Source organism: Sutcliffiella sp. NC1, assembly GCF_027594365.1.
Taxonomy (GTDB): Bacteria; Bacillota; Bacilli; order Bacillales; family Bacillaceae_I; genus Sutcliffiella; species Sutcliffiella cohnii.
Genome location: NZ_CP115153.1, coordinates 3416466 through 3442673 on the forward strand (window position 1 = coordinate 3416466; position 26208 = coordinate 3442673).

Annotated in this window: 27 protein-coding genes; 6 read left to right on the forward strand and 21 right to left on the reverse strand. The window is 34.8% G+C overall.

The window, feature by feature from the left end:
• Positions 1–77: 77 nt before the first annotated feature.
• From O1A01_RS17920 to O1A01_RS17930, 3 genes are all read right to left on the reverse strand, one after another.
• A complete protein-coding gene (locus tag O1A01_RS17920; protein WP_270064633.1) occupies positions 78–1361 on the reverse strand; it encodes an ATP-binding protein in 1284 nt (427 codons plus the stop codon).
• Between the two features lie 149 nt (positions 1362–1510).
• A complete protein-coding gene (locus O1A01_RS17925) occupies positions 1511–1777 on the reverse strand; it encodes a hypothetical protein (RefSeq protein ID WP_066419810.1) in 267 nt (88 codons plus the stop codon).
• A 270-nt stretch (positions 1778–2047) separates the two neighbouring features.
• Positions 2048–3118 (reverse strand): undecaprenyldiphospho-muramoylpentapeptide beta-N-acetylglucosaminyltransferase, encoded by a 1071-nt coding sequence (locus tag O1A01_RS17930; RefSeq protein WP_270064634.1) that lies wholly within the window; start codon positions 3116–3118, stop codon positions 2048–2050.
• A 273-nt stretch (positions 3119–3391) separates the two neighbouring features.
• Here O1A01_RS17930 and O1A01_RS17935 point away from each other — a divergent pair, with 273 nt between their 5' ends.
• Both O1A01_RS17935 and O1A01_RS17940 read left to right on the forward strand, forming a co-directional pair.
• Positions 3392–4105 (forward strand): helix-turn-helix transcriptional regulator, encoded by a 714-nt coding sequence (locus O1A01_RS17935; protein WP_270064635.1) that lies wholly within the window; start codon positions 3392–3394, stop codon positions 4103–4105.
• A 96-nt stretch (positions 4106–4201) separates the two neighbouring features.
• Complete coding sequence (locus O1A01_RS17940; RefSeq protein WP_066419817.1) at positions 4202–4441, forward strand: DUF2626 domain-containing protein; 240 nt, start codon at positions 4202–4204, stop codon at positions 4439–4441.
• A 46-nt stretch (positions 4442–4487) separates the two neighbouring features.
• Here O1A01_RS17940 and O1A01_RS17945 read toward each other — a convergent pair whose 3' ends face one another.
• Entirely contained in the window at positions 4488–5591 is a 1104-nt protein-coding gene (locus O1A01_RS17945) for a class I SAM-dependent methyltransferase (protein WP_270064636.1), read from the reverse strand.
• Between the two features lie 13 nt (positions 5592–5604).
• The gene (locus tag O1A01_RS17950) at positions 5605–6237 is read right to left on the reverse strand and encodes an MBL fold metallo-hydrolase (RefSeq protein ID WP_066419821.1); all 633 of its coding nucleotides are present in this window, start codon (positions 6235–6237) and stop codon (positions 5605–5607) included.
• A 94-nt stretch (positions 6238–6331) separates the two neighbouring features.
• On the opposite strand from O1A01_RS17950, the gene O1A01_RS17955 reads away from it, so the two are divergent.
• Entirely contained in the window at positions 6332–6811 is a 480-nt protein-coding gene (locus O1A01_RS17955) for a hypothetical protein (protein ID WP_270064637.1), read from the forward strand.
• Positions 6812–6906: 95 nt separating this feature from the next.
• Positions 6907–7080, forward strand: a complete 174-nt coding sequence (locus O1A01_RS17960) for a DUF2759 domain-containing protein (RefSeq protein WP_084380651.1) — start codon at positions 6907–6909, stop codon at positions 7078–7080.
• 364 nt (positions 7081–7444) lie between these two features.
• Here the strand turns inward: O1A01_RS17960 and O1A01_RS17965 are convergent, their stop codons facing one another.
• From O1A01_RS17965 to O1A01_RS17995, 7 genes are all read right to left on the reverse strand, one after another.
• Positions 7445–7759, reverse strand: coding sequence for an MTH1187 family thiamine-binding protein (locus tag O1A01_RS17965; RefSeq protein ID WP_066419823.1), 315 nt, complete (start codon positions 7757–7759; stop codon positions 7445–7447).
• A 36-nt stretch (positions 7760–7795) separates the two neighbouring features.
• On the reverse strand, positions 7796–8917 hold the full coding sequence (locus O1A01_RS17970; protein ID WP_270064638.1) for a YqgU-like beta propeller domain-containing protein: 1122 nt from the start codon (positions 8915–8917) through the stop codon (positions 7796–7798).
• Positions 8918–9135: 218 nt separating this feature from the next.
• Entirely contained in the window at positions 9136–10326 is a 1191-nt protein-coding gene (locus O1A01_RS17975; RefSeq protein ID WP_270064639.1) for a M14 family metallopeptidase, read from the reverse strand.
• Positions 10327–10484: 158 nt separating this feature from the next.
• Positions 10485–12389: an LTA synthase family protein gene (locus O1A01_RS17980; protein WP_270064640.1), complete on the reverse strand. Its 1905-nt coding sequence runs from the start codon at positions 12387–12389 to the stop codon at positions 10485–10487.
• 377 nt (positions 12390–12766) lie between these two features.
• A complete protein-coding gene (locus O1A01_RS17985) occupies positions 12767–13726 on the reverse strand; it encodes an ROK family glucokinase (protein ID WP_270064641.1) in 960 nt (319 codons plus the stop codon).
• A gap of 14 nt (positions 13727–13740) precedes the next feature.
• Entirely contained in the window at positions 13741–13932 is a 192-nt protein-coding gene (locus tag O1A01_RS17990) for a YqgQ family protein (protein ID WP_066419833.1), read from the reverse strand.
• A gap of 196 nt (positions 13933–14128) precedes the next feature.
• Positions 14129–15541, reverse strand: a complete 1413-nt coding sequence (locus O1A01_RS17995; RefSeq protein WP_270066434.1) for a spore germination protein — start codon at positions 15539–15541, stop codon at positions 14129–14131.
• 204 nt (positions 15542–15745) lie between these two features.
• Here O1A01_RS17995 and O1A01_RS18000 point away from each other — a divergent pair, with 204 nt between their 5' ends.
• On the forward strand, positions 15746–16597 hold the full coding sequence (locus O1A01_RS18000) for a hypothetical protein (protein ID WP_066419835.1): 852 nt from the start codon (positions 15746–15748) through the stop codon (positions 16595–16597).
• A 329-nt stretch (positions 16598–16926) separates the two neighbouring features.
• On the opposite strand, the gene O1A01_RS18005 is transcribed toward O1A01_RS18000, so the two are convergent.
• From O1A01_RS18005 to O1A01_RS18035, 7 genes are all read right to left on the reverse strand, one after another.
• Complete coding sequence (locus O1A01_RS18005) at positions 16927–18441, reverse strand: rhomboid family intramembrane serine protease (protein WP_270064642.1); 1515 nt, start codon at positions 18439–18441, stop codon at positions 16927–16929.
• 639 nt (positions 18442–19080) lie between these two features.
• Positions 19081–19353, reverse strand: a complete 273-nt coding sequence (locus O1A01_RS18010) for a DUF1450 domain-containing protein (RefSeq protein WP_270064643.1) — start codon at positions 19351–19353, stop codon at positions 19081–19083.
• An 11-nt stretch (positions 19354–19364) separates the two neighbouring features.
• Positions 19365–20210 (reverse strand): 2OG-Fe(II) oxygenase, encoded by an 846-nt coding sequence (locus O1A01_RS18015; protein ID WP_066419216.1) that lies wholly within the window; start codon positions 20208–20210, stop codon positions 19365–19367.
• A gap of 181 nt (positions 20211–20391) precedes the next feature.
• Positions 20392–20571, reverse strand: coding sequence for a hypothetical protein (locus tag O1A01_RS18020; protein ID WP_066419217.1), 180 nt, complete (start codon positions 20569–20571; stop codon positions 20392–20394).
• Between the two features lie 83 nt (positions 20572–20654).
• Positions 20655–21608: an L-lactate dehydrogenase gene (locus O1A01_RS18025; RefSeq protein WP_066419219.1), complete on the reverse strand. Its 954-nt coding sequence runs from the start codon at positions 21606–21608 to the stop codon at positions 20655–20657.
• Between the two features lie 58 nt (positions 21609–21666).
• Positions 21667–22461, reverse strand: coding sequence for a DUF92 domain-containing protein (locus tag O1A01_RS18030; RefSeq protein WP_270064644.1), 795 nt, complete (start codon positions 22459–22461; stop codon positions 21667–21669).
• Positions 22454–23014: a 5-formyltetrahydrofolate cyclo-ligase gene (locus tag O1A01_RS18035; protein WP_270064645.1), complete on the reverse strand. Its 561-nt coding sequence runs from the start codon at positions 23012–23014 to the stop codon at positions 22454–22456. Before O1A01_RS18035 ends, O1A01_RS18030 begins: the two co-directional genes overlap by 8 nt.
• Positions 23015–23218: 204 nt before the next feature.
• On the opposite strand from O1A01_RS18035, the gene rpmG reads away from it, so the two are divergent.
• Entirely contained in the window at positions 23219–23368 is a 150-nt protein-coding gene (rpmG, locus tag O1A01_RS18040; RefSeq protein ID WP_013059189.1) for a 50S ribosomal protein L33, read from the forward strand.
• Positions 23369–23426: 58 nt separating this feature from the next.
• Here rpmG and O1A01_RS18045 read toward each other — a convergent pair whose 3' ends face one another.
• Positions 23427–25808, reverse strand: a complete 2382-nt coding sequence (locus O1A01_RS18045; RefSeq protein WP_270064646.1) for a glycosyltransferase — start codon at positions 25806–25808, stop codon at positions 23427–23429.
• Positions 25798–26199 carry a hypothetical protein gene (locus O1A01_RS18050; protein WP_270064647.1) on the reverse strand — a complete coding sequence of 134 codons (402 nt, stop codon included), beginning with the start codon at positions 26197–26199 and terminating at the stop codon, positions 25798–25800. The genes O1A01_RS18045 and O1A01_RS18050 overlap by 11 nt, the downstream gene beginning before the upstream one ends.
• Between the last annotated feature and the right edge of the window lie 9 nt (positions 26200–26208).

Here is a 26208-nt window from a genome sequence, read left to right on the forward strand (position 1 = left end):
CTGTCTTTAACGTGTACGCGAAAGGAGAAGGAAGTTGCACACAATACATTGTATGCATTGTGTTCTAGATTGCTTGGTCATCTATCACCTATGTGTTCGTCCATTTTTGCAACTGGTAGAGTAACCGTTACCGTTGTTCCTTCCCCTTCAGCACTTTCGAATTTAATATCGCCTTTAAAGTCGTTAATAATCTTTTTTGTAATGGTTAATCCTAATCCCATTCCTTTTTCTTTAGAAGTAAAAAAAGGCTCTCCTAAACGTTCTAATCTACTTTTCGGCATACCTTTACCATTATCTTTGACGATAATATTTACCGAATCTTCCACTCTTCGTTCACAATATATCTCAATTTCTCCGCCGCAGTCCATTGCATCCATGGCGTTTTTAACAATATTTATAAAAACTTGCTTTAATCCATTTTCATCTCCAACTACCATGTGTGGACAGTCATCAATATTCAAATGGATCTTTATTTTATGTAGCGTCGCTTCATGACTGAATAATTGATTTACGTATTTCAACACATCATTCAGTGGGAATTTTTTAATTACTTTAGGTTGTGGTTTTGATAAGATAAGTAGTTCACTAACTATTTCGTTAATTCTTTCGATTTCGGACATGATAAGCTCGAAATGTCTTGGATCAGGATCTTTCGTTTCTTGTAGTAATTGGATAAATCCCTTTATAGAAGTAAGCGGGTTACGAATTTCATGTGCAATTCCTGCAGAAAGCTCACCTACTACTGATAATTTCTCTTTTGTTAACAGTAATTGTTCTGCTTCCTTCAGTACAGAAATGTCTCTTCCTAATGTGAGTAGACCTTGTCTTTTTCCGTCAGGATAAAAAAGTGGAACCTTTATTACGTCAAACGTCTTAATTTTACCGGTTGGTAGTGGAAAAGATTCTTCATTCCTCGTTAAAACGCCTTCCTTCCATGCGTGTTCATCTGTTTCTACACAAAATTCTAAAGCCTCTTTAAAAAACGGAGTATACTTAGCAAGCTCAACATCGGTTTTCCCTTTATAATTTACATGTTTTAAATTATATAGTTCTAACCCAAAATCATTCGTTTGGACCCATCTACCCTCGCCATCTTTAAAACAGACAAAATCTGGCATAGAGTTTATAAGTGTTGTTAACTCATTTTGTTTTGCTTCTAACTGCTTTAAGTCCGTATGTTTTTTCAGTAATAAGTAAATTAAAAAAGTACTAAATAAAATAAATAATACTCCTTTAAATAAATCTAAATATATGATTGCAGCATAAGTTAAATTTTGATGTAAATATATATCTGTAAAAAATAACCAAACGATACCGAAAATAAAATAAATAATAGGAATCAAGTATTTTTTTTGTTTCACTTTTAAAAACCTCTATTAAATAAATTTTAATTACTCTTCATTATAGTATTTTCTATAATCAATGCACAATTCATTTCTTACAATCATTTTTTTAAATGCAAAATAAGAGACTATCTACATGGAAGAAGATAGTCCCTTTCACCTGGATATTAATGTGTTGCAAATAAGATTGGTGATAGAAAAATAAATACAACGCCTACTATGCCTGTTATCCCTATTAATGCTAGACTGATTGACTTAGCTTTATTTTGGTACAAAATAGCAATTAAATAATAGAGCACTGTTGCCATCCCTATAAAGATAAGAGCTTCTAACTGAGTTGTCCACCCTTTTCCTTGTAATTGAATAAACGTTTGTAGTAACAGTCCGCCAAATACGAAAACACCAATCCAAAGTGTAATAGCATTTAATTTCATTCGTTGCTCCCCCAATATGTAAGTCTTTTGCTACTTATAAAATTAACACAATTAACTGCAGAAGTAAAAACATGCCGTCTTGCTGAGTTCTTCCTGAAAATTTAAGGCTTATGTCAATAAAACGCTTTGTTAAAAACAAAGAACTTTTTTTGGACATTAGTCTTTTTCTAGTTTAACCACTAAGAGGAAGAATATGATTTGAGAACTATCAGTGTAGGATAACATCCGTAAAAGTTATTCACTCGAAAAAAACTTGGCTAGATGCCAAGTTTATCTCGAATAGTACGTTATTTCGTCTACAATTAAGTCTACTGTATCTTGTGTACTCGTTTGTTCCATTGCATGAAGAAAAACTTCGCTTTCGCTCACTAGCGAATCAAGATTTAATAACAATGATTCTTTCGTAAGTTCTTCCTCCATTAGCACTTGTGCATATCCTTTTTTACGGAACGATTTCGCATTTAATATTTGATCGCCTCGGCTCGCATTTTTAGAAAGAGGAATGAGCAACATTGGAATTCGTAATGCTAAAAACTCAAAAATAGAATTCGCACCCGCTCTTGAAATGACAAAGTCAGTAGCTGCAAGGACATCGGGTAACTCAGAAGAAATATACTCAAACTGTTTATATCCTCTAACATGCATTAAACTTTCATCAACATTTCCTTTTCCTGTCAAATGCACAATTTGATAAGAATTAGTTAAAATGTCTAACGATTCACGGATTGTTTCATTAATTTTTCTAGCTCCTAGACTGCCACCCATTATCGTTATAATTGGTTTATTCTCATGTAAGCCTAGTATAGCTTTTCCTTCTACTTTGTTCCCTTCGAATAGCTCTTTCCTAATTGGAGAGCCAGTGTGTAAAACCTTTTCTAGCGGAAAATATTTAGCTGTTTCCTCAAAAGTAACAAAAATTCTAGTTGCAAACTTTGTTGCAATTTTATTTGCAAGTCCAGGTGTAATATCCGACTCGTGAATAATTACTGGAATTTTTAACATTTTAGCGGCCATTACGACAGGCACTGTTACGAATCCACCTTTTGAAAAAACTACAACTGGCCTTAATTTTCTTAATATGCTGTATGCCTCTCCAACCCCTTTTAAGATTCGAAATGGATCGCTAAAGTTTTTCCAGTCAAAGTAACGTCTTAGCTTCCCACTAGAAATACCATAAAAAGGCACATTTTCTTTTTCAACTATTTCCTTCTCGATTCCACTCTTCGAACCAATATATGTAATATCCCAACCACTTTCACGTAATGGATTCATAATTGCAATGTTTGGAGTAACATGCCCTGCTGTGCCTCCACCAGTAAAAACTATTTTTTTATTTGCCATATAAACATCATCCTTTTTCATTTCCTCTTTTATCATATTATAGGCATTATAGAAAAATGGCAAAAATTATTTCAATAATGGAGCTACTTTTTAATATCACCATATCTTCCTAATAAACATGATAGACTACAGATTCTTATGACAATATTAGTTTTTCAGCATTAAGTCTTTTCACTACTATTTCTGTGACATTTTTTAGTCTTTTTCCATAAATTAAGCTTTAATGACACTCGCTGTATTATAATATATTACAAAGAAGTGGGGTGATGTCGCTTGGAAAATGTACTCAAAATTACAAATGTATTAGCGGATCCGACGAGATATTCAATTTATGAGTATTTAATTACAAACAAAAACGCTGTCGATGTGCAAGAAATAGCCGATCAATTCTCTATCCATCCTAATGTTGCACGACTACATTTATCAAAATTAGAAGAAATAAAGCTAGTTCTCTCCTTTTCCTACAAATCAGGTAAAGGCGGTCGACCAAGTAGGAAATATAAATTATCTAATTATGCGATTGAACTATCATTCCCATATAGAGATTATGCCTTACTAGCTAAAATTGCTATAGAGTCTATGGTGAGCCTTGGGGAAGCAGGAAAAGTGGCACTTTATAATACTGGGAGGAAATTTGGCGAAGAACTTTCCCAACGTTATTTTATAAAAAATAACACGACTAATTTTTCTTCTTTATATGAAAAAGTTAATTTAGTAAGAGATATTACATCAAGCTGTGGATTATATCCTTCTTTTGATGTGAACGAAGAAAGTAATGTTGTACAGCTTGCTATTAACAATTGCCCTTTTAAAGAAATTATAAATAGCGGTGAAGAATATTCTTCCATATGTAACATGCATTTATCTTTTCTTCAAGGGATTTTTGAAGAAGTGTTTCCAGGGACGGAGTTAAAAGAGCTAGAAATAATGCCAAATGGTTGTGAGCAATGCATTTATCAAGCAACTGTCACAAATGTCACAAACTAACTTCAATCTTATATTTACTTTTAAACAAATTGTACATTATAATAGATAAGTGACATACTAAATAAAATGGATTACGTGTGTAAGGAGGGAATACATATGGATCGTATGTACCGTGTGTTAGGGTTCTGGACAGGGATTTTTGCTGTTATGTTCTACCTTGGACATATGCCGCAAACTGCATTATTATTCTTTGGACAAACGGTATTCTTTGTTTTACTAAGCTATTTAAAACTTACCGAGCGTATGTACATTTATATTTTTGGTGCATACTTAACAGTTTTCTTTGTAGGATTCACGTACTGGACAACATTTATGATGGTTCCAGGAGGTCATTAATACCTCAAAAAAATGAAAGCGGTGACCTTCGTCATCGCTTTCTTTTTTATAAATTGATTAAACTGCTCCAATGTGCGCTTATGTTTTTCTGCTGAGCTACAACTGTAAATGAGTTACTTAAACTGCTATCCATAATTAAACTGCGAATAGCCCGATTTTGTTTACTTATTTCTGAAAAAGGATTAGGATCATAATTATCTTGTAAATATTGTAATATACCTGCGGAAATGAGAAATTCACCTTGCTTCATCGTGAACACATGTGATAAACCATATTTCTCTCCAAAGTGTTCTAGACCATTTAAATGAATATGTGTCGTTAAGTCCATCTCTCCAACATATTGTAGGGGATCACTTACTAATTGATGTTGATAATATCCACGTAAACTTCCATCTCGATGTTCTGGACGCTTCCACTCTTCAAACGTATATCCGTAATCTACTGTAAACACTATCCCTTTTTGCAATATTTGTGACAGGGACCGAATAGTAGGTTCCATAGCTAATGGGATTTCTATCCTCTGACCTTCCCCGAGCTCTAATCCCATTTCTTCGATATATTTCTCTATTTTGTCGTTCTGTAAAGGCTCCATAACTTCCACTAATTTTTCTTCATCATTCAACGTAATAAATATTTCATATACTGTTTCGTTTTGTTTTTTAACAACCGAAACTGGTAATGCATCGAATAACTCATTTGAAAAAATAATCCCTTCAAAAGGTGGTACATCTTCTATTTTTTCATAATAAATTATATTCGCATCTTTAGGTAATAGCTGTTGCTGTAGTTTAAGATGATACGGACTTGTTTCTACTATGATATAGGATAACTGAGAATAAAAGGATGGAGACTCTTTTTTAATTTCTGCTAACACTTGATTCGCAAATCTCCCCGTACCTGCACCGATTTCACAAATTACTGGTGGGAGTTTTTCAGTAGCACAAATGGATAAAAATAATTTTGCAAATAGCTTACCATAAATGGTGTGCACATTACTTGATGTAAAAAAGTCTCCTTCTTTCCCTATTTTTTGCTTTGGTTTCATATAGTACCCTAGTTGTGGGTGATAGAGAGCTGCCTCGATAAATGTTGAATATGTTATTTTTTTTGACGGGTCTTGTTCCATTATTCTTTTAATATAGGACTTCATTTCAGTCATCCTATTAAAAACCATTTAAAAACGGATTTTGGTCCATTTCTGAAGCAATTGTAGTAGCTGGTCCATGACCTGGTAACACAGCAGTCTCTTCAGGTAGGGTTAACAACTTATCGTGAATGCTAGCTAATAGTGTTGCATGATTACCACCTGGTAAGTCTGTTCTACCAATACTTCCAGCAAACAATGTATCACCTGCAAATACAATGCCTGATGGTTCATGATAGTAGCTCACACTTCCAGGAGAATGTCCTGGAGTAAATAGTAGTGTAAAAGCAAAATCTCCTATAACAAGCGTTTTTTCTTCAGTAATAACGTGTTCTGCTTTTTTTGTTTTAATAGAGCCTTGCTGGAAAAATTCTGACCTATTTAAACTAGGTGATTCTAGCCAGTCATTCTCAAGTTCATGTATGTATACCGGAATACTCCACTTATTACGCACTTCCTCTACAGCGCCAATATGATCAAAATGAGCATGGGTAAGTAGGATGGCAAGCGGCTTTAAATTTTGTGATTCCATATAAGAAACGAATGCTTCCCCTTCACTTCCCGGATCAAATACGATACATTCTTTTTTATCGTTAATTAATAAATAGGCATTCGTCTGTAACGGACCTAAAGGAATTTGTAACCATTGCATGTAAAGTTTCCACCTTTCAATAATTCTTGAACTATTCATCATTCTATTCTACACTAATTAATATATCGTAGACGAATGAAAGGGATTATTTTGGATGAAAATAATGTATGGGATAGAAGTTTTGTCGGATCAGAACTCCGTACAATCTTTTAGTAATACGGTACAGTCATTAAAACAGACAGTTAACGTTTTTGATCATGATGACGATTTTATTATCGTTTTTCCGGCTTTATATGCTTCTGATGTAGATCCACATAACAGCCGCAATATTGGAGATACACATCCATTAATTTTGCTTGAAAATGAAACCTGTACATCGCTTTTTTCTGATTATGGTTTTCAAACAAATTTTTTTTCCTACCTCTTCAAAGACTTAGTTAGCTCCTTTTACTTTACAAGTGGAAAAGAAGAGGAAATGGAAATGGCAATTCTTCAAATGGACGACTGTTTACTTGCAGTTGAACACGGGGTCAAAGAATGTTATTTTATCGACAAAGAATATAGACCTTTTGTTGAAAAAGTAGGAAAAGCATATGACATAGAAGTGTCATTTTTGGACCTCGACAAATTGTAATAAAACAGATAAAATGGTATGAGAGTGTAATATGTTATTACATATATTGGGTATGATACTTCTATAATAGACCGTAACAAGAGGGGGTTAAAACCATGCTTTTAGTTGTATTTTTTGCACTCGTAACAGTACTATCTGTATTTAGTACAATTCATACTTTCCGTGAAATGAATTTACTAGGTATTGGCTTCTCATTAGCAACACTTGGTGTTTTCGGATGGTTTACTGTTATGACAATCCTTAAATCAGGATATCCTGTAGCTCACTAAAATGTTTTATCTGAAGAACATCTCTTTCAAGAGGTGTTTTTTCTTTTTTCTTCCCACTTCTATAAAAACTAGTATATTTGGACATATTGTTTATAAAAGCCCTACATGAAGGAGAAAAATGATGTCCATTATTACTATTTGCGGAATTTGTGATGGACGGGGAAAACTAAAAGGAAAACTACTCCCTTTCACAAAAAAGTGTTACAAATGCAATGGAAATGGCAAAATAAAATTATAAAATATCTCTCCTCGGTAAGCGAAATTAAACACTCAAAAAAGCTATTTTTCCTAATAAAGGAGAAATAGCTTTTTGTCGGTTTTAGATAAATTTAAAAATATTTATTTTCGCGTGAATTTGCCAGTCTTAATTGGTTCGATGTTTTTGCACAGATTCCATTTTGCTTACCATTGTTGACTTTTTATCGCGCCTGTCATCAATACGTATGTTCGTTGCTACTCTTTGTATACCATGTTGAAACGGTACTTCATGGATTGCTTGTATTACCTTTAATAACTGTGAAAGTTCGCCTTCAATAATAGTATTCATTGGAGTTAGTTGATATTCAATAACTCCTTCTTGTTTAAATTGTTCAAGAACTGATTGTATCGTAGCTACATACTTACTAACACTTGGCCCTTCCGTACCAATCGGAATGACCGTTACATCAACGATTGCCAATTGCAAAACCTCTTTTCTGCTCGTTCTCTCTTTCTTTTATTGCGTCTCCATTATGTTCACAATTTGTTGTTTATTTATATCGATAATTTTCTCATACTGATAACCATATAAACAATAGCCACCGGATGGCGCACACCGTAATGGTAAATTTTCAACGTCATCAAACAAAACTTCCTCTTCTGTCATTGAAATTGATTTTAGTTGATACTTGTTTGCGTAATTATCTACATTACCACCATCATAAGGTTGAAAAATAAAAAGACTTCCTTTGGAAGGTACGTACTCTATAAAAGGAATTAGATACGTGGAATACATAGAAAGAATTGGTGCAGTATATGTTTTTTTCACCTTCATATCAGGTAATAAATATAAGGTGTAATCCGCAATATGATCTTCTAATCGGTTATTAGAAATTGTAAATAAATAGTTTGAAAATGTTGCAAAGCTAATTACATCTTCTGTTAATAGTTGCATAGCGTTTGTTTGTAAATCAAAGGCATAAAGTGGCGCTGTTAAAGACGGCTCTTCGGTATTCCATTCAAGAAATGCTACCTTTTGATCATGAACCCAGTGAACAAACGGATTTGATAATAAGACTTTTTGAACTTTCTCACTATCTACTTCCATCATATAGTTTTCGAAAGACCAATCTTCTTGAAACGAAGTAATCATTATCTGCTCTGGATTAAAAGGGTTCCACTCATACGTTAAATCATACGAAGGAAAAGTATACTCCATGACTGGGATTCCATATTTATTCACTACAATAACGTTTGCTTCGTAAGAAGAAGGTGCTGTATGAAGAGCAAATAAATCGTAATTTTTGTTTGCTCGTACTGAGAGGACAGGATTATTGGTGGAATAAAATTCTGTTATATCCCCTGTAAACAGGTTGTAAGCATAAATATTATTCTCCAAAGGGGTTTCTTCCATATACAGTATCAATTCATCGTTAAGCCATTCCAACACAGAATAATTATAAGTTGAATTCACTTCTAGCACTTGAATTTCATCGAGATGAAAAAAAGCGCGTTCTCCAGGTTCTTTATAAAAATAGCGATTTTCCATCAATTTGGATGGTTCTACAACTTTATGCTGATGAGAGTTTTGGCATCCAAGAAGAAGAAGCATGCTGAGCAAAACTACAATAACTTTCAATTCACCTCATCAACTCCGTTTCATTGTTACTCCTTTTGTATTCGATTATGAAGGTTAATACGTTTCATTTCAAGCAAAAACCATTAAAGAGAAGATATTAATTTCTACCTATTCTTATTATAACTTTTGTCCTGTTTTTGTACTCTATATTAGGTAATATATTCCCATCTTTCTAAAAGTGAAAAATGAAAAACTCGTCATATTGACGAGTTTTTCAACTAAATATACATAGAGGCTAAAAATATTCCTAGCGATTTTACGTATATTTCATCAAACTGGGAAAGAGGTAACGGGTTTACGCCTTTACCTAATTCAATTGTAAAGCCTGGTTTTTTATATTTTTGAATAAACCAATCTTTGTAACCTGCATGACTATCAACATATCGAACTGCTTTATAACTACTCACTAGTTCGAATTCCTTTGCAAGTGCTTCGCTTTCATTTGGCTCGCACCCTTCGTATCCCCAATACAATTCCTCTCCTTGCGTATGAAAAGCTAAAACCATATCAAACTGTTCTCTATTCGCTAACTCTTCCATTATAATCGCTTCAGGCTCCGTCAATGGAGCATTACCTGGATAATCACGGAAAGCTGGTGCCTTTGGAATTTTCCGTTCCTTTTCTATATCCCAATTGGCTGGGTATTGATTATTCAAATCTACCCCTCTAATGTTCGCTTTCCAACCTGTAAAATCTTCACTACCACCATTTATAGCAACAACCTGTTTTTTATAGCTAGCATCCGCTCCATGCAATACGAGATCAACTCCGTCTGGATTAACCATCGGCACAAACGATAATGTAACTTCGTCATAAAATGGATACATATATAGACCTCGTAAACTCGTTTTATTCGTGAGTGATAATAAAAGGTCATTGATGAATGTCATAATAATAGCCGTTGTAATCCATTCATTCGCATGAAAACTTCCATTAATGTGTATATGCTTTTGGCCATTTCCAATTTTAATGTGGGGGATTGCTCTCCCTAAGACGGAATGACCAATTATTTCAGTTTTAATAAACGGGTATATTTCTTCTAATCGCTTAATGTCTTTCATCATCGTTTCATAGCAATATTTCTTTTTACCATATATTAATTTTGATTCAATTCTTACAGGAACTTGAACCGGTACCCCGATTTCAATCTGGGGTACATTTTGTAAATGTGGGTTTAATAAATATAGAGAATCCACATGCAGTTTTCTCGACGCAGCAATTGTCCACAAAGTATCTCCAGGCTGAAAATCCACTGTCACTTTCCTATACGCTGGAATTTTAACCGTACTTCCTACTGGGAGATGTTCGCATTTACCTTCTTTATTGGCGTCTTCTATCATTTCAAGAGGTACGGAAAATAACTGGCTATAATACCATAAAGAATCTCCTTTTCTAACTTGTACTAACATTGCTATCCCCCTATTTTAAGGCTCTAATACACCCTATGAGAAAATTTCAATGTTAGAACTTTAGTTAAGTACTATCTACAAAATTTAAAAGTTCTAATAATACTAGACGATAAAAAGAGGCTACAAAGTATATATTACTCTGTAGCCTCTGTTACTTATTAATCTGGGATAACTGTATCTTCAAAACCATCTACTTGTATTGTCGTTCCGTTATAAAAACGTAATAAATCACCGTAGATTATTTTGTCAGAGTACTGTAATTCTTTTTTTGCTTGTTCAATAAACGGCTCACAGCTTGCTTCGTCTGTTTCTTGTTCCGTTTCTTTGTCATAGCAAACTTGTTTTGTATAAACAAGTTCGTCTGTTATAAAGCTTCCGTCACGGAAAACGATGAACTCACTTCTGTCTTCAGCAAATAAATCTTGACCGAATTGAATGTCAAATTTCGTTTCAATTCCTAATAAGTGTTTAATAGTTGGTTTAATGTCAATTTGACCTCCAACGGTATCAAATGTTTCCGGATTGACATCCGTAACACCAGGGATATGAATAAACATTGGAACTCTTTGCAATTGAGCTACTTCAAAAGGACCAATTTCTTTACCTAAATATTGCTCCATAGCTTCGTTATGGTTTTCAGAAATTCCATAGTGGTCACCATATAAAATGATAATGGAATCTTCATAGAGGCCAGATGCCTTTAATTCTTCAAAAAACACTTTAATAGCTTCATCCATATAACGAGCCGTTGGGAAGTATCGGTTTAACGTTCTACTCTTAGAATCAAACTCATCTACAAACCTATCTTCTTCATTTAAAACGAATGGGAAATGGTTCGTTAACGTAATAAATTTAGCATAGAAAGGTTGAGGTAATTCTTCCATATACGGAATAGACTGCTCGAAAAATTCGATGTCTTTTAATCCCCATCCTATAGAATTTTCTTCTGTAATTTCATAATCATTGATTTCGTAAAAATGCTCATAGCCAAGTGATTGGTACATCACATCACGATTCCAGAAACTTTGGTTATTCGCATGGAACACGACAGGGTGATAGCCTAATTCCTTAATAACATTTGGTGTTGCAGTATGATAGTCGTTTGTTGCATGCGTAAAGAAAACCGCTCCTCGTCCTAACGGATATAGTGAGTTATCCAATAAAAACTCTGAGTCAGAAGTTTTTCCTTGACCAGTTTGATGATAGAAGTTTTCAAAATAGAAACTTTCATTTTTAAGCTCATTTAGAAATGGTGTAACAGGCTCACCATTAATCTCGTTATCAATAACAAAACTTTGCAATGACTCTAATTTAACAACAATAACATTTTTACCTTCTGCAATTCCGAACAATTCATCATTCGGCTCTTTATGTTTTGCATTAATATAGTTTTGAATTTCTGTTAATTCACTACCATCCGCTAATGCACGTTGAGCAGTAGTTTTTGTTTGTAGAATAGCGTCATATACATGGTAATTGTACGTTCCTAAATTTTTCACTAATATTTCTCTGTCAAAAGTACGTGTTAATAACTGCGGTCTTTCTGTTTCAGCTAATCCTAGGTTGAATAAGAAAATGCCGACAATGGATAAGAAATACATTTTGCGCACCTTAGGTCTCCATGTAGTAAAGTTAATGAAGTTCGGTGTCCATTTCATTAATGCAATTAAAATAACAACGTCAAGGAACATAAATAGATCCGTTGGTTTAATTAGTTCTGTAATACTGCTTCCTAAGTCACTCATATTTCCTGTTTGGAATAAAAGCGGAATTGTAATGAAATCGTTGAAAAATCGATAGTAAACAGCGTTCGCATACAAGACAAAGGAAACAATTATACTTGTAATAATAATAAATCGCTTTGCACCTTTCTCTTTAAAGAAAAGAGCCAACCCTAACACTAATAATATTGAACTTAATGGGTTAATGAATAAAATAAATTCTTGTTTAATGGATTCAATAGTTATATTAAAGCTAGTTTTATAGACAATATACGTTTTTATCCATAGTAAAGTTACCGCTACTAGAATAAAAGGAATGTTTGTTTTTATTCCTTTTTTCATTTTTGAAACCTCCTTCAATGCAAAACCAATCAGATAGTATTTTGAGGTATATTTTCAACAATATGCCTTTTTCCATTTTTATGGAATAAATATTAAAAGGAATAACACATATCTTAAATCTTTTTTTAAAATCAGTCAATGGTTATTTCATACTGTTCTAATTGGTTGAATATTACGCCTAATTTTTCATTCAAAAAATAAGCAACTATAATAATAGACGTAGGACAACCTAAAAAGTTTCATTGAATATTTAAGTTTAAATTTTCTAAATATTAAAACACATGAAAAAGAAGCTTCTTTTTGAAGCTTCTTTTCATAGCTTCCGTTATATTTTACCCATCTTTTTCATTTGAAAAACACGGTAACAACGGGCTTTTTTATATTTTTGTTTTGGCGATATAAGCCGCACCTATTACACCCGCATCGTTACCTAAAGTTGCTAACTCTAATTTAACTCCTTTTTGAGCGCGCGGAAATAAATATGGTAAAAAGTGAGATGTAATACTTTGAACTAAATGTTCCCCTGCTTTCGATACGCCTCCACCGAGAATTATTTTTTCTGGATTTAATGCATTTGCTAAGTTGGCAAGAGTTAAGCCTAACTGAGAAGAAATATAATCAATAACAGAAGAAGCAATCGGTTCCCCTTCTTTCGCAAGATCAAACACTAATTTTGCCGATAGGCCTTCTTGTTCTGCTCTGATGGCAAGCTGACTATCTCCATTTTTAGCGATGGCTTCTTTAGCAAGGCGAACGATTCCAGTAGCGGAAGCAATTGTTTCTAAACATCCTTTTTTTCCACAATTGCATTGGGAGCCATTTGTAGGCTCTACTGTTATATGTCCTATTTCTCCTCCAGCGCCGTTTACTCCTACTACTACTTCACCATTTGAAATTATTCCTCCACCAACACCTGTACCAAGTGTTACACAAATTAGCTCCTTTGAACCGTCACCGGCACCTTTCCACATTTCACCAACAGCAGCTAAGTTGGCATCATTGTCAACTATAACCGGTAAGCCTGTTTCTACTTCTAGCCTGTCCTTCAGAGGGTAATCCGACCACCCTAAATTTACTGCTTCATAAATGGAACCGTTTGCGGAATTAACAGGGCCTGGAGCACCTATGCCAATTGCATGTAATTTACTTTTAGATTCTGCTAGTTCTGATAACTTCCTATCAATTGATTTTGCAATATCAGTTGTAATGTATTTTCCGTTTTCGTTAATATTTGTAGGGATTTCCCACTTATGAATAATTTCTCCATATACATTGACAAATGCCATCTTAATTGTAGTTCCACCAAGATCGACACCAACATACCATTTGTTTTCCATTTTCGTCACTCTTTCTACATCAGTTTAGATAGTTCATTACGAATAATTATCATCGCAGATTGAAAATCAGAAGCTTCTAATATATTTGATCTATATAGCTCTCTCAATTCATCTTGCATTAGCTCTAGGTCTGCTACTCTATCACCTATATAAATAATTGCGCCATACTTAATTAATAGTTTTCTTACATCTGTAATCGATTTCATTTTATCACCTTTTACGGTATAGTCCATTCACTTTCAAGTATAAAGTAATTGCTTTGTTCGTCAAGTTTTTTTAGTCTATCGCTAAAATAGTCATACAATTTAAGTTAATCTGTCCGCTAAGTACGGTTTTATTTTATCTACATAAGGTAAAAGCGACTGTCTCTCTTTTATCTTTTAAGAGACAGTCGCTTTGATTTTATCTATCCGGGTCTTGTGGATGTAAGACGGATGGTCGTCGGTTTTTTAATGGAATTGGAGACCGGAATAATACATCTCGAAATGCACGTAAATCAAATGGAATGAACGGCCATAAGTATGGGACATCATAAGACTTCATTCTTGTTAACAATACTAATAGAACAACTAAGCCAATCATAAACCCTGTAACTCCAAATCCAGCTGTCGCAAGAAGTAACACGATGCGGAACAATCGATTTGCCAGACTCATTTCATAACTAGGTGTAGAGAACGTTCCAATCGCAGCAATTGCTAAATAAAGTATGATTTCCGGAACAAACAATCCAACAGTTACAGCAACATCGCCTATTAATATCGCTGCTACTAACCCAAGAGCAGTTGCTAATGCAGTCGGGGTATGAATGGCAGCCATCCTTAACATGTCCATTCCGACTTCAATAATTAAAATTTGAGCGAGCAACGGAACTGTACTTTGCTCAGAAGTACCAATGTACTCCAATCTTTCTGGAAGTAATTCAGGATTAAGTGCAAATAAATACCATAACGGCAAAATAAAAATCGAGGCCCAAACGGCTAAGAATCGAACTAATCGCAAGTACGCACCAACAACCGGTTTGTTTCGGTACTCTTCTGCGTGCTGCATATGATGCCAAAATGTAGTCGGAGCAATAATAGCACTTGGTGAACCGTCTACTAATATAAGTACATGGCCTTCAAAAAGATGTGTTGCAGCTGTATCAGGTCTCTCAGTGTAGCGAACATTAGGATAAGGATTGAAGTGCCTACCATCTACATATTCTTCAATCGTTTTCTCCGCCATCGGGATTCCATCTGTATCAATTAAATCTAGAGATTCTTTCACTTTTTTAACAGTATGAGGATCTGCGATGTCTTCTAAGTAACAAATACTTATATCTGTTTTCGAACGACGTCCCACTTGCGTATATTCCATTCTCAATGACCGATCCCGAACTCTTCTTCTTATAAGTGCACAGTTAAACACTAACGTCTCTACAAATCCGTCTCTTGAACCTCTTACAACTCTTTCGGTGTCTGGCTCTTCTGGACCGCGTACAGGGTACGTCCGAGCATCGATAATAATGGCTTCTTTTAAACCTTCAATAATTAAAGCAGTTGGTCCAGCTAATACTGTATCAACCACTTTTTCTAAATCATCGACTGTTTCAATTTCTATGTAAGGTATATATGTTTTTAATAGTTTATCTAACGTACCTTCTTCTAATTGTTCTGGCGATAGGCCGGCAAGAAACTTCATGAGTAGATGTAATATATCATCCTTCGCGAATCCGTCGACCATAAACATTCCAAATTTACGACCTACATATTCTAAATCTAAATTAATTAAATCAAAACTTTTATCAACATCTAAACGTTTTTTTATGTATTCCATGTCATGTTCATAATTTCCTGTAACTGGTTTACTAGGTTGGTACCCGCTCACCTTGCATACCTCCAATGCTGTCAACCAAATATGTGTCTCTATCCATTTTTTACTTCCTTCTATTAAAACATACACTTTTCATAAATATTTCCTACATAAACAGAAAGACAAGCTCATACGGTGGTAATAGTGAAGTTTCACCAGGAGGCTATTATGAGAAAATTAACATTAATTGCATTTACATTCTTTTTATTATTTATTTTTATAACAAATATTGAAGATGAAACAAAAGAAAGTATTATTTTCTTTAAGCTAGACCCTTTCGTTTCTGTTGAAAAGGCAGTTACTCAACTATCATTAGGGAAAATAAAAAATAGTGACGGTTATGAAGTTAATTGGGAAGTAAGTTCGACGACAACCGACTCGATTTATTTAAGGCAAGATATTTCATTACTTTTTGAAGAAGGTATTTTAAAAGGCGTTTTAAGCGATTGGGAGGATAATAGCCAAACATTAACACAAGCAGCTACCCTGTCAGGGGAGGATAGTAGCCGTTATATGTCCATCTCGTTTCATCATGGGGAAATACACACTGAAGATGAAATCACTAGTACGCAAGCGATGAGCAAAGACTTCCTTTATGTTATCGATTCAAGTTCAAAACCTATTCATGCATTTAAAGAGGCAGTTACTTCTGAGCAGAAGGAATGGAAGGACGTGCTCGATACAGTAAGCGAACAGCAACTAACACAAGCTTGGAACCGAACGATAAATAGTTTTGAAATTCCATCACGAAACTATTTTTCTTATTCACTAGCGGAACTAGTCGATATTGAAAAATTCCCTAACTTTAATAAAGACAAAACACAAGAAATAATCGGTAAACTGTGGGAAGGTATTTATAAAGAATACTTTTTAGGAATTAAAACGTACGACGGCTCTATTATTCCACCAATCGGTAGTACAATGCCATTAATACTGTTAGCAAAAGACTCTTCTCATCTACTTGTTCTATTCGAAACGGCTAACGGGGAAGCAATAAGGCTTATTCAACAAATAAATTAAAATAATACACTAAAATGCAAATGCCTTTCTACTTGCTTCACCGTTGCTACCTATTTTCAAGATAGAAACAATGCAAGATAAATTTTGTACCTGGAGAATGAAGATAGGTGGTACAGATAGAACTACAAAAATGTTTTGCTATTCAATATATAGAACCGAGAGTGGAACGTAGCTACAGACACTTGACTCCCTTCCCGAGGAAAGCTTGTGTCTGCAGCGAAGTGCGACGGACTAAATTAAACCACTCTCTATTTTCAAGGTTGCCACCACATGCAAGAAACAAATAAAAACCGACCGAAAAACAACGTTCAATCGGTAATAAAGTAGTGCTATTCTCCTAACATCCTTATAAGCTCTTCTCGTATTCGCATATAAGATTCTACATTTTCAATTTCTATCGCATTTTCGACAGAGGCCAACGCAAGCTCTAATTCATCCAACTCAATATAAACTAACGACAAATTATAATGAGCCTCATGAAACCTTGGTTGGATAGCAATTGCTTTTTCTAAATTCTCTCTCGCTAATTGCAATTCTCCTTGTTTTATTTCTATATACGAAAAATAAAAATAAATCTCTGCAGGTAGGTTTTCTTGCCCTTCTAATAATGCCAGTTTTTCGTAAGCTTCCTCTAATTGCTCGTTTTCTATAAGCTGTTGTACTTGCGTTGCAACAACTAATGGATCTTCAGCATTGTTTGTATAGCCTATTTGGAGACCATAAAATACAATGGCAGCTGTTACTAAAACAGTTAAAAGCTGTCGGACAGACTTTTTGTGTCTAGGTAACGAAACAATACTTGCCGCAAGAAACCCGCCAACTAATCCGCCAATATGACCGGCATTATCGATTCCTGGAATGATAAAACCTAACGACAAATTGATACCGACAATCACTAAAATATTCATTCCCATCGTCCGTAAAAATAACTTTGGCATGACAATTCCAACAAAAAGTAGGGCACCGAAGCAACCAAAAATGGCTCCTGAAGCTCCAGCGGATACAGATGGAGTAAAGATAAAGCTAGCTACAGACCCAGTGAAACCAGCAAACAAGTACATAAATAAAAACCTAGCGCTTCCATAAATTCTTTCGACTGCTGAGCCAATATAATAAAGGGCTAGCGTATTCATCACTAAATGAAGTAATCCAATATGAAGAACAATTGGTGTAAAGAACCTCCACCATTCACCATCAATTATTAGCGGATTATATTTTGCACCGTAATCAATAAGTGTTTGGATATTTTGACTTCCACCATTCATTTCAAGCAGTAAGAAGAAAATTACTTGGACAGCAATAAAAATGTACGTAAAGAATGGTTTACCATATTGGAATACATCTCTTTCTCTTTTGATACGGTTGTTTGCAACAGAAACGACAGATTGCTTTAAATGTTCAAGAGCTAAATCATCAAGGACCATTTCTTCTTGAATCATGATAGGCTTTTTTGTTACATCAGAAACTTTTTTCGTTGCTTCTTGAATGTTTTGGTTATGTAATATGATAGGTGCAACGTCTACTTTTTCCTTATTGCCTACTCTCTCCATTAAAGGTTCCCAGTCATCTACTGGTGGATATGTTGATACATAAATAGAAACCGCCTGTAAATCACGTTTAAAAAGCTGTTTTCTAAACTGCTCCACTTGAAATGTTGTCTTTTCAATATCTCTTTTTAACCACATAGCCCAATCAAGGTCATATCGAAGTAGACGAATAATTGGAGCATCCTTATTTCGTAATGACTCTAGCCAAACTTCTTTTTGCGTTTCAGAAATATGAAGAATTCTATATTCATGTTGAATAACAAACTGATGAATAATTCTCCAAAAAACGGTATCCATTAACATGAGCAGCACCTGCCTTATTCTTTAAGCGACCATTATTATTATTCTATTTATTTTACCTTTCACAAGAACGAAAGTAAAAAACTTTACTCGAAATAATACGGATTTATGTTATTTCATCCCATCTCAATATTACATTATAAGAACAAAAGCGCAGGCGCTTCGTTCAGGCCCGTACAAACTGGACTGTTACGGTTGTGATAAAGGAAACACGGCGACGGAGGAGCCGATGTTGACTTATCGTACTTCGGATAAGGGAAGTTTGATAGGGCCTAAGCGCCGGAGCTAGACACAAAAGCGGAGGCGGCTCGTTCTGGCCCGACAAGCATAAGGCAGGCGCTGCAGGTGGACGCTCTTTGTCCACCGGAAGTGACTGACTTATGTCTCGAGGGCCAAGCCGCCGGAGCTAGACACAAAAGCGGAGGCGGCTCGTTCTGGCCCGACAAGTATAAGGCAGGCGCTGCAGGTGGACGCTCTTTGTCCACCGGAAGTGACTGACTTATGTCTCGAGGGCCAAGCCGCCGGAGCTAGACGTAGCAACACAAAGTTAGTAGTTATCCACAACTTTCCACTTTTAAAATTTCCTAAACGATGAAAAAAGAGATGCCAACTTTGGCACCTCTTTGTTTATTTTTATCAACCCTCCACTTTTTGGAGCAGTTTTTTTAGTAAGTCATCAGGACTATCTGCCTTGATAAACTTTCCATTCACTAAAGCGTACGGATTTACTCGACACTCTTCACATTTGTTCTGGCAATGATACTCTTGAAAATGGACATTTTTTTTAGACAATAATGCGGAAGAGTATCGTGCAAGTTCCTCTTCAGAAAAAAACTGGTCAATATTTTTCACGCAGAAATGAACATCATAGTTTTTAGTTTTAGAAAACAATGTTTTCAATATTTTCATAGCTAACGTTCCTATTCATATATTTTTCCTTTGCGAATCCATTTCGTCGCAACCCATTTTTCCCCATTAGAAACTGGAATACTAGCATGTAAAGATTTGCGGTCTACTTGATCTTTACTATTACCGTAATGAAAGAAAACTGCTGCCCCCTTTTTCGGAACGATAGATAATCCTACTTTCGGAAAAACCGTTTCCCCACCTGCTTCTACATCATTTAAATAAAGAAGGAAGGTGCCTATTCTTTGACCACCTTTTGAGTTATCGACTTTATTTGTTGGGAAAAAATCAAAATGTAGTTTGTATTCTTCACCAACCTCATATTTTAACACTTGTAATCCTTCTCCATTTTCAACAGGAGTATTCGTAATTTCAGATATTCTTTTTTCTAGTTTTGAAATTAACTCGTTTTCATCAAACGAAAAATAGGTACCTTTACTTGTTCTTCCAGTTGCTAGTTTTATCTCACCTGTTCTTTGATCAATAACAGTAGAAGGCTTTAATCTCTCTTTCGAAAGCTGTATTAGTTGATCACATTCTTCACTGCTTAAAACATTATCTAAATATAAAATATATGGTTTCTCCATTTTTAGTAGTATATTTACATCTCTGTCACTCGTTTGAATCTTATTGTTAGTCGTACTTATCCCTACATCCTCATATTCATATGTTAGTTGATTTAAATCAACTTCTTTTAGTTTATCTGGTCCAATTACAGCTGCTATTGTTGAATATGCAGATTTCGCTTCATACCCCTTATCTACCATTCCCTGTAAAATAGCTACAGGACTGATCCCCCTATTAAAAGTATGAATAATCCATTCTTTTAGTTTCTCTGGAACAGCTATTGTTTTCCCCATGTTCAAGACCCCTCTTTATTTGTTAGGCGTTTTCAATACTTTAACTATATCATGGCAAAAGAAAAGCTAACAAATGAAATAGCTTACTAAAATTTAGGAAATATCTTTCATTTATAATTATCCTGTGATAACAGTAGGAAAAAAATAAAAAAGTGCCAAACAATATGTTTGACACTTTCCATTACGCGCGAAATATCGCTGACATAAAACGGTCACGGACAAATGGGAGATCCATTCCGAACGTAACGGCAAACCTTCTAATAGAACTAATCCCAAGTAGATAGTTCATAATTTTATACCTGTTTTGATAAAGTGCATACGTCCCAGCTGCCATTAAAATAATTCTTATAAGTGAGTTCATTGTGTTTACATCCCTCCTACATGTATGTTTTGCAATAACAGAAAAAACATGCCATTTATACGGCATGTTTTTCCATAAACTTATTATTTTTTTGTAAATACTTCATTTTTAATAGCCGTTAACACTTCTACAGATTGTTTAAACTGTTCTTTTTCTTTTTCACTTAGTTCTAGTTCTACTATTTCTCTTATTCCTTGACGGTTTACAACCGCTGGTACTCCGATGTATATATCTTTTCCATCATACTGACCATCTAAATATGCGGACACCGTTAATATCGAATTTTGATTTTGTAAAATTGCTTTTGTAAGCCGGACTAACCCCATTGCTATTCCGTAATAAGTCGCACCTTTTCTCTCAATAATATGGTAAGCGGCATCGCGAACGTTTACAAAAATTTCATCAAGGTCTTCTTCCTTATATCCTTCTTTTTGCTTCATCATTTCTAATATCGGCTTTCCACCTATGTCAGCTTTACTCCAAACAGGTAGTTCTGTATCACCATGCTCTCCCATAATGTAAGCATGAACATTTCGAGCATCAACGTTAAAATATTCACCTAAAAGGTAACGGAATCGCGCAGTATCTAAAATAGTACCAGAACCAATGACTCTTTCTTTCGGTAATCCTGAAAACTTCCAAGTTGCATACGTTAATATATCTACAGGGTTCGTTGCTACTAAGAAAATACCATTAAATCCACTATTCATTACACTATCTACAATACTTTTGAAAATTCTTGTGTTTTTCTCTACTAGATCCAATCTAGTTTCACCTGGCTTTTGGTTCGCACCAGCACAAATGACAACGAGATCTGCTTGAGCACAGTCTGTATAGTCCCCGTACCATATTTTTGTTGGAGTTGGGGCAAAGGCCATTCCGTGGTTTAAATCCATTGCATCCCCTTCAGATTTTTCTTTATTTAAGTCAATAAGTACTAATTCTTCCGTGACACCTTGATTTAGTAACGCAAAAGCATAGCTAGAACCAACAAAACCTGTTCCAATTAACGCGACGCGGTTTACACCATTTTCCAAAGTAATCCCCTCAATTCTTGTTTTTTATATATCTTCAATTTTAAGTACAAATATTAGCCTAAACAAACACATAAAAAATGCATGCAAAAATGGAAGTAAAAAGAATAGATGTAATATTGACAACATCATTATTCACAAAAGTAGAGCCACTAGTATGTATTGTTACTTCATTACAATGAATGCGATGTTCTGTAGACTTTCCACATTTTGAACAACGATATTTAACCTGTACTGTTGCTCCTAATATCGTGTCCAAAAAACAACCAATAAAACCGAAAGTACATATCATTAAAAACAACTCAATACTACCATCCCATAAAACAACACTAATGAGGCTAATTATGATACTACCAAAAAGCGCGGCAGTTGTACCGAGTAAAGAAATGGCACCTGATGTACCTTTTTCTACCCTCTTTAAAGAAAAAATAGACAAAGGCCTTTTGTTTGATAAAGGGCCAATTTCTGATGCCCATGTATCAGATGTAGAAACGGCAATTGCTGTAACGAATGCTATCCAAAATAAGCTAGACTCTGAAACACTAAATAGTATACTCGCCACTGCAGGAATACCACCGTTCGCAAACACTTGTATCCAATCTCGTTGACTACCTTTTTCGACTACTTTCGATGTCTCATCCTTACCTTTTTTCCATTTACTCCATACACTTGAAGTAACAAAAAAGATCCCGATTAATAATAAACCTTTCCATCCGAAACCATTTGCAATAAACACACCAACAATTATTGTAGCAATGCTACCTGATTTCGAAAGGGCCCTTCCCTTATATCCTAAAACAGCGATTGCAATTGTTCCTATGAATAGTACGTACAGATTATTTAATAGGTCAAGCATAAAGTCCCTCATCTGTAATAATGAACTCTACAGGAATATCATGGTTCTCAGTTGGTACAGAAGCTACCAATTGCTCCTGAAAAGCGAGCGAAACTTTCTCTCCAGTAAATCCTTGTAAATAACGGTCGTAATAACCTCCTCCATGACCGATCCGATAACCCCTGTTATCAAAAACAACACCCGGTACAAGCATTAAATCGATAGAGTCTTTTTCACAATAAACAGTTTCGTTCTCAATCGGTTCTTGTAATCCAAAATAAACTGTTTCAAGCTCGCTAAAGCTTGTAAGATAAAAAAAGCGCATCGAATTATCTCTTGGATAACATTTAGGAACTGCCACTCGTTTCTTTTGTTCCCACGCTTTTTCAATAATTTCTTTCGTACTCACTTCAGGAAAACGAGAAATCGTAACACCGATAGTCGTTGCCTTCTCCCAGCTATCCGTTTGAAACAAACGATTGTGTATGGCATTTGATTTCTCTTCATACCTTTCCTCTGTCATCACTTCAAGAGCATTTTTTATTTTGCTTCTCATTTCCTTTTTTGCTAGCATTTTTCGTCCACCTACTTTTTAATTACTATTATTATAATAGTAGTTTATCATGTTAGTGAGGTCATTATTTTCCTTAAAAAACAACTAAAAGTCATATTCACTCCTCTCTCTTAAGAGGAAAGTTTAAAAAGGACTGGAATTTCATGATTAAAAGTGATATTATAAGTAAGTCTGAATTAAGCAATATAGTTTGGAGGGATAACGATGCGCGTAAACGTAACTTTAGCTTGCACAGAAACTGGTGATCGTAACTACATCACTACTAAAAATAAACGTAATAACCCAGACCGTCTTGAGCTTAAAAAATATAGCCCAAGATTAAAAAAAGTAACACTTCACCGTGAAACAAAGTAAGCAGTAGGTTTTTCCTACTGCTTATTTTTTTACCTTTACACGATTACTAAAAGGCTTATCAAGGAATTTTTACCCTCCCCTGAATATTTTTATATACATGTAACGTTTTCTCAGAAATGATGTCCCATGAATATAGCTCCATTGATTTTTTTGCATTTTCTTGAATTCTTTTAATAGATTGTCCTTTAGTTAAAACATGACAAATGAACCTTGCCATTTCGTTCCCTTTGCCAGGATTTATTAAAAAACCATTTTGCTCATGTTTAATGATGGAGGGAATCCCCCCGCTGTTACTAGCAATCACTATTCTGCTATGCGCCATTGCCTCTAAAACAACAATTCCAAACGGTTCATACAAGCTTGGGACAACAACAATATCACATTCCTGCAACAGTGTTGTTTTTTGTTCTTCTTGTAAAAACCCAACAAATTGAACGACATCTTCTACATTTTGTTCCTTTACCTTTCTTTTTAACGCTCTTTCGTACGGACCAATACCTGCAATCATAAATATAGCTTGTGGAAAGTGTTGACGTACTATTGCAGCGGCCTCTATAAAATACTGAAATCCTTTTTCAGGAACAAGTCTTCCAATTGCAACAATTTTAGGATAAGTAGAATTAATTGGCTGTATCTCATTATCTTTCACATCATTGACCCCGTTTGGTATTACCGTAATTTTATGTTGAGGAGTGGAAAAATGACGTTCTAATTCCTGTTTCATATAATCACTACATACGATTATATAATCGGATGCGTTCGTTAAATTTTCTTCAAGTCGATGAATTTCTTCTTGGTCTCCCTTCAACTCCTCGCCTAACCTTCTCCCCTTTTCAAGAGCATGAATCGTTGAAATGAGTGGAACATTCCACATACTTTTTAGTTGAGTGGCTGCTGCGCACACTAGCCAATCGTGAGCATGAATAAATGAAAAGGACTTTGTTTCCGCTAATTTTACTGCCTGTTCAATCATTGCAACGTTAATCCTACTGTTCCATTGTATTAAAGTTGTTCCAGCTGGTTGGAATGGTGTAATTCTGTATACATCAACACCTTCTATTACTTCAAAACTAGGGGCACCTATTGCACCTATTGTTATTACGATTATTTTCACACCGCGTTTTTGTAAAGTTTTCGAAAGTTGTGCAACATGTGTCCCTAGTCCACCAATCATACCTGGTGGGAACTCTGTTGATAACCATAATACATGAGCCTTTTCGTCTTTTCGATTCAAATATGTAGTAAACAACTTATCCCAATTCACATTAAACGAGGATAGTTCCTCAACATGCTTCATCCTTTTTTCATTTAACAGTTTGTCATCTGTTTTCTGGAGCCAACTTGAATGTAACTGTTGTAGTTTTTTTGTATCTTTATGGAAAAAGGCCGTATTCAATTCTTCTTCTAAATCATATAACGCCGTTACATTAACATCATTCGCTTTCCACGATTGTTTATAAAGCTGTTTAACTACAGAAAAACCATCCTGGTGTTCAAATGATAAAGAAGATAAAGTTGTTAAGTTTTCCATTATATGTGATAAAAACAGGATACCTTCATCCCACTCATAACCGAACAGCTCAAGTGAAAAAATCAAAATAGCATACTCTTCAACTACTGTATTAGCAACTTCCCTCAAAAATTGCTGTGCGTGTATTAAGCATCTTTCTGTTGCTTTTTTTTCGATGTACCGTAACGGACTGTTCTTTCCGCTTCCTTTAGCCTTATAAGAAATTCCAACAGCCAATCTATTCATTCTAGCAGGAAAAAATGTCTGCAAATAATCCCACTGACGCTCAAATGCAATATCGTTGTTTTTATCGCGATATACAGCGTCTTTTACATACTTGGAAATAATAGGAGATAAATTATACGTTCTACTTTCGATATTTACATTTACTAATGAATATTTTTGCAAAAGATTTACTTCTTCATCAGAAAATGTTTCCCCCCAAAAACTCATCGTATCTAGTTTGTCTATACAATATTGAATTTGAGCCTCTTTCAACCACATACTGTTATAATGCGCTACAAAATTACTATTAGAGAACTTTAATAGCGGAACGATCTTTTCCCTCTTTACTAATTTTTTTATAATCATTACAATGCTACGATGATTTTTTTCCCAATAGGAATGAATTGTTTTATAGCGATTTACGTACACAAGTGCAGAAGGGTTTACTTTTTCTTCATTAAGCGCTAGTGCTAATTTCTCCTTTAAAAAAGTACTATATTGGTTTTTAAATGTTTCTTCCTCTACCATATGTAAAAATGTAGGTGTAATAGTAAGGCCAACTTTATGCTTGAGCTGTTCATACAGCAGAAAAAAAGGTAAATACGAGTCCGTCAATTTTTCAAAAAAGGTTACCGTTTCCCTTTCGTTGTTCAATGAAAAAATCGGTACATGTGCATGAAATACAAAAGAAATTTTATTCGTCATGCACTTCACCCTTTCTGTAAATAGTATAAGAAGAAAAACCTTCTAAATTAGTAGAATTATAAGACAAGTTATCAACACTCTCTTTCGATATAGTAGTATAAAATAACCGCGATTGTGCGATCGGAACAAATTTCTCTTCATATATGACACCAATTTCAACTAGCAATAACTTTTTCTCCTCGATTTCAGGAAACATCACATGTCTACTGTAATTCTGATGAACAACCTCTTTATATACTTTTCCAGCACGAATATCATACAGTCGATAAAGATACTCCCACTCTTTCGAAGGTAAAAAGGTATTAGCTACGTCTAGTTTCCAATGAGGTATTTTATAGTCTACTAGTAATGAATGATCCTTTGTCCAAATTAATTTTATATCTTTATTCAAAAAGTCTCC